The 13,653-nt window shown below is 60.0% G+C and carries 10 protein-coding genes; all 10 read left to right on the top strand.

The window, feature by feature from the left end; translation table 11 throughout:
- Positions 1–382: 382 nt before the first annotated feature.
- Positions 383–1,942: a histidine--tRNA ligase gene (gene hisS / locus NKG95_RS09505; protein WP_353040531.1), complete on the top strand. Its 1,560-nt coding sequence runs from the start codon at positions 383–385 to the stop codon at positions 1,940–1,942.
- 171 nt (positions 1,943–2,113) lie between these two features.
- A complete protein-coding gene (locus NKG95_RS09500; RefSeq protein WP_353040530.1) occupies positions 2,114–3,229 on the top strand; it encodes an ATP phosphoribosyltransferase regulatory subunit in 1,116 nt (371 codons plus the stop codon).
- A complete protein-coding gene (gene hisG / locus NKG95_RS09495; protein ID WP_353040529.1) occupies positions 3,226–3,927 on the top strand; it encodes an ATP phosphoribosyltransferase in 702 nt (233 codons plus the stop codon). The genes NKG95_RS09500 and hisG overlap by 4 nt, the downstream gene beginning before the upstream one ends.
- Before the next feature lie 501 nt (positions 3,928–4,428).
- Entirely contained in the window at positions 4,429–6,195 is a 1,767-nt protein-coding gene (locus NKG95_RS09490; RefSeq protein ID WP_353040528.1) for an AMP-binding protein, read from the top strand.
- 84 nt (positions 6,196–6,279) lie between these two features.
- Positions 6,280–7,383: a calcium:cation antiporter gene (locus tag NKG95_RS09485; RefSeq protein WP_353040527.1), complete on the top strand. Its 1,104-nt coding sequence runs from the start codon at positions 6,280–6,282 to the stop codon at positions 7,381–7,383.
- Between the two features lie 115 nt (positions 7,384–7,498).
- Positions 7,499–8,323 carry a 23S rRNA (adenine(2030)-N(6))-methyltransferase RlmJ gene (locus tag NKG95_RS09480; RefSeq protein ID WP_353040526.1) on the top strand — a complete coding sequence of 275 codons (825 nt, stop codon included), beginning with the start codon at positions 7,499–7,501 and terminating at the stop codon, positions 8,321–8,323.
- 591 nt (positions 8,324–8,914) lie between these two features.
- Positions 8,915–10,744, top strand: coding sequence for a ribonuclease H-like domain-containing protein (locus NKG95_RS09475; protein ID WP_353040525.1), 1,830 nt, complete (start codon positions 8,915–8,917; stop codon positions 10,742–10,744).
- On the top strand, positions 10,726–11,769 hold the full coding sequence (locus tag NKG95_RS09470; RefSeq protein ID WP_353040524.1) for an adenylosuccinate synthetase: 1,044 nt from the start codon (positions 10,726–10,728) through the stop codon (positions 11,767–11,769). Before NKG95_RS09475 ends, NKG95_RS09470 begins: the two co-directional genes overlap by 19 nt.
- Positions 11,766–12,893: a dCTP deaminase/dUTPase family protein gene (locus NKG95_RS09465; protein ID WP_353040523.1), complete on the top strand. Its 1,128-nt coding sequence runs from the start codon at positions 11,766–11,768 to the stop codon at positions 12,891–12,893. The genes NKG95_RS09470 and NKG95_RS09465 overlap by 4 nt, the downstream gene beginning before the upstream one ends.
- Positions 12,841–13,596 (top strand): hypothetical protein, encoded by a 756-nt coding sequence (locus NKG95_RS09460; protein WP_353040522.1) that lies wholly within the window; start codon positions 12,841–12,843, stop codon positions 13,594–13,596. Before NKG95_RS09465 ends, NKG95_RS09460 begins: the two co-directional genes overlap by 53 nt.
- Positions 13,597–13,653: the final 57 nt, after the last annotated feature.

Below are 13,653 nucleotides of genomic sequence, written 5' to 3'. Positions count from 1 at the left end.
TGCCGCCCACAAGCTTGGTGCCTAGAAAAGCCTCCGCCAAGCTCAACTGGCCCGTCTGCTTCACTGCCATCGCGATTCCCTCAGACCGTCCACCTCAGAGAATCACAATCAGCGAATTACGCAACAGGCCCCTTGTGGGAGAAGGTGGATCGGCGCGCAGCGCCGAGACGGTTGAGGGGTGTTGGAAGAAATGAGGCGCAGGCGTTCCCTGGAACACCCCTCATCCGACCGAGCTTCGCTCGGCCACCTTCTCCCACAAGGAGAGAAGGAAGAAGCGCAAACCCTTGCCGCTCCCGGCTGCATCGGTTAGGACACCCGCGCCGTGGAAATCGGTTATTTTAACCGATCCCCGGAGCGCCACGAAACACCGAGTACCCATCCCATGGCCGACAAATCCGAAAAGATGAAAGCGCGGCTGCCGCGCGGCTTTGTCGACCGCGGCGCCGACGATCTGCGCGCCGTCGAGAAGATGATGGCGACGATCCGCTCGGTCTTTGAGCTTTACGGTTTCGAGCCGGTCGACCAGCCGCTGATCGAATACACCGATGCGCTCGGCAAATTTTTGCCCGACCAGGACCGACCGAACGAGGGCGTGTTCTCGTTCCAGGACGATGACGACCAGTGGCTGTCGCTGCGCTACGACCTGACCGCGCCGATGGCGCGCTTTGTCGCCGAAAATTTCGAACGCCTGCCGAAGCCCTATCGCAGCTATCGCTCCGGCTGGGTGTTTCGCAACGAGAAGCCCGGTCCCGGCCGATTCCGCCAGTTCATGCAGTTCGATGCCGACACGGTTGGCACGCCGGGCGTCGCCGCCGACGCCGAGATGGCGATGATGATGGCCGATGTGATGGAGGCGCTCGGCATCAAGCGCGGCGACTACGTCATCCGCGTCAACAATCGCAAGGTGCTCGACGGCGTGCTGGAGGCGATCGGCCTTGGCGGCGAGGAGAATGCCGGCCGCCGGCTGCAGGTGCTGCGCGCGATCGACAAGCTGGACAAGTTGGGCGTCGAGGGCGTGCGCCTGCTTTTGGGTGCAGGGCGCAAGGACGAGAGCGGTGATTTCACCAAAGGTGCCGGGCTGGATAACGCACAAATCGACGTTGTGATCAGCTATTTCACAGTCATGGCGCAGCACGATCCCGAAAAAATTGTCCAGACACTGGGATCCATCAACCCCGGACTCAGCAATCTTGTCGAGGAAAGGAAACTCGAACATCTGGGCATAACGAATGCGCCGTTTGTCGAGGGCCTTGCAGAGCTGGAGCAGATAAGAACCATGGTCGCACAAAGCGGCTACGGTGAAGACCGCATCCGCATCGACCCCTCCGTCGTGCGTGGCCTCGAATATTACACCGGCCCGGTCTACGAGGCTGAGCTGCTGGCCGAGATCCCCAATGAGGACGGCCAGATCGTGCGCTTCGGCTCGGTCGGCGGCGGCGGCCGTTATGACGGTCTGGTCTCGCGTTTCCGCGGCGAGCCGGTGCCGGCGACCGGTTTTTCCATCGGCGTCTCGCGCTTGATGACGGCGCTGAAGAACCTCGGCAAGCTCGATACCTCGGATGTCATCGCGCCGGTCGTGGTGCTGACCATGGACAAGGATACGGAAAGCCTCGGCCGCTACCAGAAGATGGTCGCCGAGCTGCGCGCCGCCGGCATCCGCTCCGAAATGTATCTCGGCGGCGCCGGCATGAAGGCGCAGCTGAAATATGCCGACCGCCGCGGCAGCCCGGTCGCCATCATTCAGGGCGGCGACGAGCGCGCCAAGGGCGAGCTGCAGATCAAGGACCTGATCGAAGGCGCCAAGATGTCGGCCGAGATCGCCGACAACGCCGAATGGCGCGCCGCACGGCCGGCGCAGGTGACCGTGGCGGAAGGCGATCTGGTCGCCGAGGTGAAGAAGATACTGGCGGCGCAGGCCGAGGAGCGGGCGCGTGGCAAGTAGGGCGCCGCTCCCTTCTCCCCTTGTGGGAGAAGGTGGCCGAGCGAAGCTCGGACGGATGAGGGGTGTTCCAGGGAACGCCGACGCCTCATTTCTTCCGGCACCCCTCATCCGTCTTGGCGCTCCGCGCCAATCCACCTTCTCCCACAAGGGGAGAAGGGAAGGGCGCCTGCCATGACCTCCCCCGCCATCGCATCCGATATCGCGACGCTCTTCGCCGCGCGCAACACCCATGCGGTCGAGGTCGCCGTGCTGCAGCCGGCCGATCCGTTCCTCGACATGGCGGGCGAGGATTTGCGCCGGCGGATTTTTCTCACCGAAAGCGAGACCGGGCAGACGCTTTGCCTGCGGCCGGAATTCACCATTCCGGTCTGCCTCGACCACATTGCCAGCCAGGCCGGCACGCCGCGCCGCTATTCCTATCTCGGCGAGGTGTTTCGCCAGCGCCGCGAGGGCGGCAACGAATTCTTCCAGGCCGGCATCGAGGACCTCGGCGACCGCGACACGGCCGCCGCCGATGCGCGTTCGCTGGCCGATGCGCATGCGCTGCTTTCGCTGGTGCTGCCCGGCCGGGAGCTGGCGGTGACGCTTGGCGACCAAACCATTTTCGAAGCGGTACTCGCAGCGCTTGGCCTGCCGCGCGGCTGGCGCATGCGGCTGGCCCGCGCCTTCGGCTCGGCGCCAATGCTGGAAGCGGCGCTTGCCGACCTCGCCAATCCGCCGCGCAACAGCCAGATCGCCGGCGCGGTGGCAGCGCTTGTCCTCGACGGCGATCTGGAGGCTCTTTCGGCGCATATCGCCGGCGGCATGGAAGAGGCCGGCCTGTCGGCAACGGCCGGGCGTTCGCCGTCCGAGATTGCGCGGCGGCTGATCGAGAAAGCCGAACTGCGCAGCGTCCGGCTGTCGAACGAGGCATTTGCGGCTTTGAAGGGTTTCCTGGCGATCGACGTGCCGCTAGATAGCGCCGCCGGGGCGCTCGCAAGTTTTGCCGCCGATGCCGGGCTTTCGCTGGGAACTGCGCTGGAGAATTTTGCCGCCCGCGCCGCGGCAATCGAAAGCCTCGGTCTGCCGATGTCTGAAATCAGCTACGATGCCGCCTTCGGCCGGCCGCTCGATTATTACACTGGCCTGGTCTTCGAGATCGCGGCGCAGGATGGCGACCGGCCACTGGCCGGCGGCGGCCGCTACGACCGGCTGCTGACGCTGCTCGGCGCCAAGACGCCGATCCCCGGCGTCGGTTTTTCCGTCTGGCTGGACCGCATCGAAGCGCTGCGGGAGACGGCGCCATGATCACGCTGGCGCTGCCGTCGAAGGGCCGGCTCAAGGAGCAGGCGCTGGAGGTGCTGGCCAAGGCCGGGCTTGCCGTCAGCCTGCCGGGTGACGAGCGCAAATACCGCGCCCGCATCGATGGCCTGGACGGCGTCGAGATAGCGTTCCTGTCGGCCTCCGAAATCGCCGGCGAAATCGGCCAGGGCTCGGTCGATCTCGGCATCACCGGCGAGGATCTGCTGCGCGAAAACCTCGCCGATTGCGAGTCGCGCGCCGAAATCATTGCCCGTCTCGGTTTCGGCAATGCCGATGTCGTCGTCGCCGTGCCCGACATCTGGCTCGACGTCGACACCATGGCCGACCTCGACGACGTCGCCGCCGATTTTCGCCAGCGCCATGGCCGGCGGCTCAGGATCGCCACCAAATACTGGCGCCTGACCCAGCAGTTCTTTTCGCAAAAACACGGCATCCAGGTCTACCGCATCGTCGAAAGCCTCGGCGCCACCGAAGGCGCGCCGGCGGCCGGATTGGCCGATATCGTCGTCGACATCACCACGTCAGGCGCGACCTTGCGCGCCAACCATCTCAAGGTGCTCGCCGACGGCCTCATCCTGCGGTCGCAGGCCTGCCTCGTCGCGTCGAGGAAGACGCGCGCTTCGGCCGACGAGGCCGTGTTGCGCGATATTGCGGGCAGAATGGCGTCGGTGAACGCAGGCTGACGATCGCGGAGCAGGCGCCGTCGGCCAAGCTGCCAATCTCCCCCCTTGCGGGGGAGATGGCCGGCAGGCCAGAGGGGGGTGCTGTCCCGCCGACCTGTCAGCCAATCGGAGCCTCGTCCGTTCCTGGGTTGGGGAATGGCTGAAGTCGAGCGTGGCGATCCTTCACACCCCCCTCTGCCCTGCCGGGCATCTCCCCCGCAAGGGGGGAGATCGGATATCGCCTCGGCCTTTGCCAACCACCAACGTTGGATCCAGCGGTCTAGCCGCGGCACCGACCTGAAGCGATTTTCCTGATGTACAGCAATTTTGTTCTTGCTTTGTGCCGGCAGCTATGCTACTAATCTCGCTATGGTGCCAATTGGCCCCGAAGACCCGCCCGTCGAGGCGGGTTTTTTGTTTTCGGCCCTGACAGGGCGAGTTCCAACCCCAGCCCTACCATCGACGGGATTTCCACCACCCCGCCGGGCTGATAGGCTCGGGCTGTCTGCGGAGGACACGGCGATGCCGATCAATCTCGACGAGTTGAAGAATGCAACCAACCTGCGCGGCAAGCGCGATGGCGGTTCGTTCATTGCGCCGGTTGACGGCACGGCGCATGTCTCCGGTGACCGCAGCGTGCCGTTGCTCAACCTGACCATCCCGGCGCTGTTTGCCGATACGGTCGGCAGATACGGCACGCTCGATGCCGCCGTCTTCGTCGAGCAGGACAAGCGCTTTACCTGGGAGGAACTGTCGGACACCGTCGATGCGCTCGCCGCCGGCTTCCTGGTGCTCGGCCTCGAGAAAGGCGACCGCGTCGGCATCTGGTCGCCGAACCGCTGGGAATGGCTGGTGACGCAATTCGCCACCGCCCGCATCGGCCTGATCCTGGTCAACATCAACCCGGCCTACCGGCTGGTCGAGCTGGAATATGCCTTGAACAAGGTCGGTTGCCGAGCGCTGGTCACCGCCGCCAAGTTCAAGAGCTCCGACTATCTCGGCATGATCGAGACGCTGGCGCCGGAGATCGCCAAGGCGGCGCCGGGCAAGCTCGACGCCAACAGACTGCCGGCGCTGAAGACCGTCATCCGCATGGACGAGGAGAATTCGCCGGGCATGTTCAATTTCGCCGACGTGCTGGCAATGGCCGGGCGCGACGAGCATGACAAGCTGGACCGCATCTCCGACGGGCTGAAACCGGACGACGCCATCAACATCCAGTTCACCAGCGGCACGACCGGCGCGCCGAAGGGCGCGACGCTGACCCACAACAACATCGTCAACAACGGCAATTTCGTCACCGCGGCGATCAGGCTTACGGTCGACGACCTGCTGTGCATCCCGGTGCCGCTCTATCACTGCTTCGGCATGTCGATGGGCACGATTGGCTGCGTCACCAAGGGCGCGACCATGGTTTTCCCGAGCGAGGGGTTCGATGCCGGCGCCACGCTGAAGGCGGTGGCAACGGAACGCTGCACCGCGCTCTACGGCGTGCCGACAATGTTCGTCGGCCTGCTCGATCATCCGGAGTTCGCCTCCTTCGATCTCACCAGCCTGCGCACCGGCATCATGGCCGGCTCGCCATGCCCGATCGAGGTGATGAAGAAGGTGGTGTCGCTGATGCATATGGCCGAGGTGACGATCGCCTATGGCATGACCGAGACCAGCCCGGTGTCGTTCCAGAGCAGCGTCGACGACCCCCTGGAAAAGCGCGTATCGACCGTCGGCCGCGTCCATCCGCATGTCGAGGTCAAGGCCATCGACGCGGAAGGTGCCACCGTCGCCGTTGGCGCGCCGGGCGAGCTCTGCACGCGCGGCTATTCCGTGATGAAGGGCTATTGGGACGACGAGCAGAAGACCCGCGAGGCGATCGACGTCGACGGCTGGATGCACACCGGCGACCTCGCCACAATCGATGCCGAGGGCTATTGCAACATCGTCGGCCGGGTCAAGGACATGGTCATCCGCGGCGGCGAGAACGTCTATCCACGCGAGGTCGAGGAGTTCCTCTATCGCCACCCCAAGATCAAGGAGGTGCAGGTATTCGGCATTCCCGACCCGAAATACGGCGAGGAGCTGTGCGCCTGGATCGTGCTGAAGCCCGGCCAGATCACCACGGAGCAGGAGATCAAGGCCTTCTGCGCCGGCCAGATCGCCCACTTCAAGATCCCGCGCTACATCCGCTTCCGCACCGAATTGCCGATGACGGTGACCGGCAAGCCGCAGAAATACCTGATGCGCCAGGCGATGATCGATGAACTGGGATTGGTGACGCAGAAGACGGCTTGAGCGCGCGCTTCAGGCTTTCGCAGGGTTCGCAGAAGGGGCTTGCCCAGAAGGGACCTGCAACACGGCTTGCGGAAGGGGCTTGGAATGAGTGGTTTCGCAAGATCGGCGGTTTCCTACGGCATGCCGTTGGCCGCCCTGGCGATGGCTGTCGCGGTCAGGGCCAGCGGGGTGTCGGTGGACGAAGGGTCGCTTGGCACCAGGATATTTATCGGCGCGCTGTCGAGCGCGATCATGTTCATCACCATTTTCGTCGTGCTCGACCACGCCGAGGCGGTGGCCAGGCGGGTAGGCGAGCCGTACGGCACGTTGGTGCTGACCATCGCCGTAACGGCAATCGAAGTGTCGATCATCGTTTCCATCATGCTGCATGGAGCCAACAACCCGACGCTGGCACGCGAGTCCGTCTTCTCGACGGTGATGATCACCTCGACCGGCGTTGTCGGCATGTGTCTGACGTTTGGCGGCTGGCGCCATCGCAAGCAGGCGATCGTCCGCCAAGGGACCAGCGCCTATCTGGCGGTTCTGGTCGCGCTGAGCGTCATGACGCTTATCCTGCCGACCTACACGCGAACCACCGATCCCGGCACGTTCTCGGCGGCGCAACTTGGCTTCGTCAGCGTGCTTTCAGTGCTGCTCTATGCGGGTTTTCTGTTCGCGCAGACTGTCCGCCACCGCGACGATTTCATCGACGGACAAGCACATGGCGTCGCGGCGCAAACCGAGGCCCACGAAAGCATTGCCGCTAGCGCTGTGCTCCTGCTGATCGGGCTGATCGGCATCGTCATGCTGGCCGAACAGGTCGCCGCCAGCGTCGAAGATGCGCTCGTCGCCTATCAGGTGCCCCAGGCCGACGCCATTGTCGGCGCAATGATCGCCGGGCTGGTCTTGATGCCGGAAGCCATCTCGGCGGTTCGCGCCGCACTCAACAACGAGCTGCAGCGCGGCCTGAACGTCGCCATGGGTTCGGCCTGCGCCACAATCGGTTTGACAATACCGGGAATCGCCGCCGCCAGCCTGCTGACCGGAAGAGGGCTGACCCTGGGGCTGCCGTCGACCGACGTGGTGCTTTTGGTCTTGGCGCTTTTCATCTGCAATGTGAGTTTCAGCACGGAAAGGACGACGTTCCTGACCGGGCTGGTGCACCTTGTGGTGTTTTTTACTTGGGTGTTTTTGATATTTGTGCCGTGAGGGTGGGGGCGAGCGATCAGCCAATTGCCTACTTTTCCGCTTTCTCCGCAGCTGCCCTTCGGTCTAAGGCCCTCGGCGTAATTTTTGGTTCATGCGAGAAAGGATTCGAGAAACAGTGAACTATCGACACGTGTTCCACGCAGGCAACCACACCGAAGTGTTCAAGCATGCCGCTCTGACGCTGATCTTGGAACGCTTACTGCAAAAGTCTTCCCCTTTCGCTGTGCTGGATACCCATGGCGGGATTGGCATCTACGATCTTAACTCAGAAGAAGCTGTTCGAACCAACGAGAAGGATGCAGGCGTAAACAAGGTCTTTGGCAAAGCCATCTCGGCCGCTCCTATGTATGTAGAGGTTCTTGATGCTCTGAATGAGCAGAGCCTAAAAGTCTATCCTGGCTCACCTGAACTTGTAAGGCATGCTTTGAGGGAAAACGATCGACTTATCGTGTGTGAGTTGCATCGGGAGGACGGATTGCTGCTGAAAGAACGATATCGTAAGGATCGTCGAATTTCAGTCCACCAGAGAAACGGCTATGAGGCGGTCGGGGCGATGCTGCCGCTTCCGGAAAGGAGGGGATTGGTCTTTATTGATCCCCCGTTTGAACGAGAAGATGAAACGGATCAGATTGCGATTGCGCTCCAAGCAGGATTTCGCAAATGGGCAACCGGGATTTTCGCGGTTTGGTACCCCATCAAAGATGCGCATTTGGGTGACTCTGTTGCCAATGCCGCAATCGGCGCAGGATTCAATAACGTCCTCCGCGCTGAATTCTGCCCATATCGGCGTGACGGCGTCATTCTGGCCGGTAGCGGTTTGATCGTTTGCAATCCTCCTTGGAGGATCGATGAAAGGCTTCAACGCCTCTGTCAGGAACTCGCCGCGCTGCTAGGTGGAAATCACAGTTCGTGGTCGGTGAAACCTGCATCTGGCCCCTAGCTTAATCTCAGTGAAGCCTGTCGGTCGGCTGGGGCTCATCGGATTCAATTGCGTGTATCACGCCCATAAGATCTCGCCATTTGTGGCACATAGCCAGGTCACCGCGGGCGAGTGCCCGGTCGGCTCTTGCGTCCATGAGTTCTAGTGCGCGATCAGAACCGAGACGCCGCATTAGGTTCGCGCCTCGATACCATGTGGATCTGCTAAAGCCGTAGTCATGAAGGCGCGACGCATCATCGACGATCGACTCGATTGTTGCGTCGTACTTTCCTACCACGAAATCTGTCTTCTTCCGCTTCAAGTCATCACCGTGCATGTCACGAACCAATCGAATATCCTTGTATAACGAATCGCCAATAGTCGCCAAAAGGGCCCTGATCGAGGTAGCCTAGCGCGGGGCAACAAGCGGAGCATGAGGGTGCCACTAATCCGGCCAAAAGAGAGCGTGGTGGCGCAGGGGACATCCGCGATGGCGACTGCGCTCAGGCCAATCGTCACCCCGCAGACGCGGGAGGTTCTGCTAATTCTCAGAGACTCTGTCTGATGCTGGCGCGTGCACCAAGAGCGGCTACTAGTGAGCGCAGACCTGTCTTGCCGTCGCGGCTGAAAGAGCAGCTTGCTCTCTGTAGTCAATATCCGGAGCGCGTGCTGTTTCTTGATATTGAGACAACCGGTCTGAGCCATCACTACGACGAGATTACCGTCATCGGTTGGTCCATCGGTGGCCGCGCTTCCACGATGATTAAGGGTGAGAGCCATCAGCGGCTGCTGGCGGATGCCAAGGAGGCGCTCGCCCTGGTGACATTCAACGGCATCCGGTTTGACCAGCGGTTCATCCGACAGGAGTTTCCGGATATCACGCTGCCACCGCATCACATTGACCTAATGTACCTTTGCCGTCGGGTAGGTCTGACGGGAGGGCAAAAGGCGATTGAAAGAGAGCTTGGACTCGCCCTGAGAGGTGAGATCGCGGGTGTCGATGGCTTTGCCGCGGTCTTGCTGTGGCATCGATATCTGCGCGGCGACGCCGCCGCTTTGGAGACTCTTGTTCGATACAATCGCGCCGATATCGCGGCAATGGGTGCCATTTTCGATCAGGTGATCGACAGGCTTTGGATCGAACCGGACCTTTTCTTAAGGCGTGCAGTATTCCGAGAATGGGCAGCGCCAAGGGGCTGGATCGACATTCCACAATTCGGCGCCGCCAGAGCCGAGCTTTCGTCCGCTCCAAATTTTGATCAACTGCTCGGTGGCGGACCGGCAGAACGCGTCCGAGTGGTTGGGATCGACCTGACCGGCTCCGAGGAGCGGGGGTCCGGCTGGTGTTTGCTCGACGGTAAGGAGGCATCGGTCAAGACGCTTTTTACTGACGAGGACATCCTTCAGCAGACGCTCAGCAGCAATCCGAACCTGGTCTCCATCGACTCCCCGCTCTGTCTTCCCACGGGGCGAACAAGCGTTGAGGATAGCGACCCAGGCCGAGAGCGCTTTGGAATTATGCGCGAATGCGAGCGCGAACTGAAGAGGCGCGGGATCAATGTTTATCCCTGTTTGCTGCCTAGTATGCAGAAATTGACGGCGCGAGGGATCCGGCTTGCCACGTCGCTCAGGAGGCTGGGCGTTCCGGTTGTTGAGAGCTATCCTGGGGCCGCGCAGGACATAATGCGCATTCCGAGAAAAGGCGCGGGTATCGAATGGCTGAAAATGGGTCTCACGGATTTCGGTGTGATCGGCGATCTGAGCGTCGCCTCGCATGATGAACTTGACGCCATCACTTCAGCGCTGGTCGGCTCGTTTCATTGGGCAGGTCTGGTTGAAGCCATGGGAACGTCCGAGGAGCCGCCATTGATAATCCCGAAGCTCAATGGGAAAGCTCATCCGACCATCATTGGTATCAGTGGACCGATCGCTGCCGGCAAAACGACCCTGGCGCGGGCTCTTGAGAAGAGGGGCTTCGCCTACACGCGTTTCAGCCTCGTCATTGATGACGAATTGCGGGCACGAGGACAGCCGCTGGACAGGAGGCATCGCCAGGCACTGGGCAATAAGATAAACCTCGCCGGAAGGCAGAGGTGGTTGGCCGAACAGACGCTCTCGCGGGTTGGTGAGGCTCAAGCGATTGTCGTGGATGGGCTTCGGTTCCCAGAGGACCACGCATTCCTAGCCGAGCGTGCCGGAGGCAGCTACGTCCATATCTTTGTGGGCGCAGACGAGAGAACACGTCGAGAGAGATACATGTCGCGGGCCACCGATGGTGATTTCGATGCTGTAGCCAATTCAGAAGTCGAGAGCCAGGTGGAATCCATGCGCGCTCTGGCACACGACATCTTCCAGAATGAGGGCTACAAGGAAGAAATTGAGCCGTGGGCAGACCGACTGGTTGCACGGGTAAGGGATAAGACATGCCAATCTCCATCGTAGTTGGTGGCCAATTTGGCTCCGAGGGAAAGGGAAAGGTCGCGCTTGAAATCGTAAGGCGCAGCCACGGTCCCGTAACGGTCATCCGAGTGGGTGGGCCGAACTCCGGCCACACGGCGTATGATCGCGACGGGAAAAAGTGGGCACTCCGGCAGATGCCTGCCGCCTGCATCGACCGCAATGTCGACGTTGTCTTTCCGGCCGGGTCATATCTAGACACGGAAATATTACTCAGAGAGATCAATGAACTCGATTATCCTCTAGATCGTATTTACATCAGCAAATATGCCAGTCTCATCACCCCGGAGCAAATAGCCTGGGAAGAGGCTTCTGGTCTTGTCGGGTCTATCGGTTCCACGGGTTCCGGAGTTGGCGCTGCCCTACTGGCGTCCGCGGCACGCGGCGCGAAGAATTTCCCACTGGAAGCGCTCCATGCTGGCAATGATGCGCGGCTTGAGAAGTTCCGGCGAGACACAACAGCCCTCCTTCATAAGAAGTTACTTGCCGAGGAGCGAGTCGTTATTGAGGGGACTCAAGGTTTCGGCCTGTCTCTGCTCGACGGGGGACACTGGCCAAAGGCTACAGCGCGATGCACCACAGCTGCGGCTGCACTGGCGGAAGCAGGGTTAAGCCCACTATTGGTCGACAACGTTACGATGGTGCTTCGCGCCTTTCCAATCCGTGTAGCGGGAGATTCTGGGCCGCTACCAGGAGAAACCTCATGGGCCCGCATTGCCCAGCGTTCGGGCCTAGAGAGAGATATTCGCGAGTACACGACGGTTACGAAAAAAGAACGGAGGGTCGGAGAATTCGACGCAAGCTCTGTTAGGCGGGCCATACGCGCCAACACGCCCAATAGAATAGTCCTAAATCATCTTGATTATGTTGGCCCGGCAGCTTCAGTATCTAACCCTAACAGTGCCGTTTCCAAATTCATCAGGATGGTTAGTTCTGAAATAATGCAGCGGATCGATTGGTACGGATTTTCAGAACTAGGGGTTTTAGAAGCTAACGGAGTGCTGGCTTGAGCGGGCAGGCAGCTGACGTCGAGAGGTGCGTGCTTTCGGTTCAGGACGCGGACAAGCTCGCGCGGGCTTGCTTAGATACACCCGACCCTTTCTCGTTTGACGAGATTCCACCGTCGCTGCTCTCTGCAGAGCATATTGAAAAGTATGTGCTCGCGACTGGCCTTATCGCTCCATTTTTCCTGGGAGGCGGCCGCAAATCGCGATTGAAGAAGGCATCTTATGAAGGTCGAATCGGATCGAAGGCGTACGTCTTTGACGACGAAAACGAACTCAAGCCCGTACTTATTCCAGACAAACCATTAGTTATTCCTGCGAACTCGATCGTCTTCGTAGAGTCAGATCTCGACTTTCGCCTTCCAAAATATATAGCCCTTCGTTTTAACCTTCAAATTCGGCACGTTCACCGCGGTCTATTGCTAGGAACAGGACCACTCGTCGATCCTGGATTCTGGGGAAAACTCTGTATACCGTTGCATAATCTTACCAACGAAGACTATGAACTCCCGCTGAGTGAGGGACTCATCTGGGTGGAATTCACAAAGACCACTTCCGATTCCCGCGAAGGCCGTATCACTCTCGCTGAGGGCGAAACGCATTCCGAACACTGGGAAATAGAGAAATTTCTCCGCAAGGCGGCAACTCCACTTGTAAAAGACAAGCCAAATATTGGCATCAGAAGTTCAATTCCTACTATGGTCGCCCGTGCGACGGGAATAGCAGAACAAGCACGTGATGTTTCTCAAAAAGCGTTGGAAGCCAGTGAGTCAGCCAGAAATAACGCCTCTGGTGCACAACAGGAAGCAAGTAAAACACGTGAGTTGTTTAACAGAATTGGATGGCTTGGAGCTCTAGTTGGCGGGGTTGCTGTCCTAACGCTTTGGGCCACTTTTGTAGGCGGCATCGTGACGTTTTATCTAGGGGTAGACAGCAGGGTGGACTCTCTTGGTGACCGAGTAAAGGAACTCTCGTCCACAGCTGACGACAGAACTCAGGAACAACTGAAGGCACTCGAAGTACGGCTCGACGAGCTTCAAGCTGTCATTGATAGTCTGCGCCCTATTGGCACAGATAATGCTGAACCTCGAGCTCCAGCCACCTCGCCAACGCCGCAAGATGCAAGATAGATACGCGGGAGACGTTGGAGACTATGTCAAACTTGCCTTAATCCGGGCGTTAAGTGCCTTTGGTAAGATTGGTGTATCTTGGTATTTATATCCAGATGAACGCCACAATGAGGACGGTAGGCACACCGCTTATCTACACGAGCGGGAGAACTGGCGTCATCTGGATCCAGAACTTTTTGACCTTCTTCGGGAAACAGTTCTTGGCAGAAGGTCGGTGCGAGAACTTCAAAATGCGTTCTATGAAGATTCGTGCTTTGCCGCTGAACCTGTCCCGACAGGATTACCAGCTTCAGAACGCAGTGCTGCGCGGAAGAGTTGGTTTGAGAAAAGTCTTGATCAATTAGCTCAGTGCGACCTTGTCTTCGCCGATCCGGATAACGGGCTAGTAGGCGATGAGGATTGGCGCTGGAGAGCCCCAAATTTCGGCAAGCAGATCCCGCTGTCAGAGGTGCGTGCACTGAGCGCGGGCAGGTGCGCGGTGATCTACCATCACAACAGCAGGTTCAAAGGCGGTCATGACGCGGAGGTGGAAAGCTGGTTACACGCTCTTGGCATGCCTGCGATTGCTGTTCGGGCGACTGCGTACAGTTGCCGAACCTTCTTCGTTGTGAATCCGGACCGGGAGATCGCCGAGCGTGCCCGGGAATTTTGCATAAAGTGGAAGGATCACAAGGTCCGTCTTCACGCCTCTGGTGTGGGTTGATCTCTGCCCTCAGCGGAACCGAGCGCCATGCAGCCGGTTAATCGGCATGAAGCTCCC

It is taken from the genome of Mesorhizobium sp. M1423 (genome assembly GCF_040317575.1).
Taxonomy (GTDB): domain Bacteria; phylum Pseudomonadota; class Alphaproteobacteria; order Rhizobiales; family Rhizobiaceae; genus Mesorhizobium.
This window is presented reverse-complemented; position numbering and strand designations above follow the sequence as displayed.

What these genes read in the sequence shown, in the direction of transcription:
- hisS (WP_353040531.1), top strand. Translation starts at nt 383, where the DNA reads ATGGCCGACAAATCCGAAAAGATGAAAGCGCGGCTGCCGCGCGGCTTT.
- NKG95_RS09500 (WP_353040530.1), top strand. Translation starts at nt 2,114, where the DNA reads ATGACCTCCCCCGCCATCGCATCCGATATCGCGACGCTCTTCGCCGCG.
- NKG95_RS09460 (WP_353040522.1), top strand. Translation starts at nt 12,841, where the DNA reads ATGCTGAACCTCGAGCTCCAGCCACCTCGCCAACGCCGCAAGATGCAA.
- hisG (WP_353040529.1), top strand. Translation starts at nt 3,226, where the DNA reads ATGATCACGCTGGCGCTGCCGTCGAAGGGCCGGCTCAAGGAGCAGGCG.
- NKG95_RS09485 (WP_353040527.1), top strand. Translation starts at nt 6,280, where the DNA reads ATGAGTGGTTTCGCAAGATCGGCGGTTTCCTACGGCATGCCGTTGGCC.
- NKG95_RS09490 (WP_353040528.1), top strand. Translation starts at nt 4,429, where the DNA reads ATGCCGATCAATCTCGACGAGTTGAAGAATGCAACCAACCTGCGCGGC.
- NKG95_RS09470 (WP_353040524.1), top strand. Translation starts at nt 10,726, where the DNA reads ATGCCAATCTCCATCGTAGTTGGTGGCCAATTTGGCTCCGAGGGAAAG.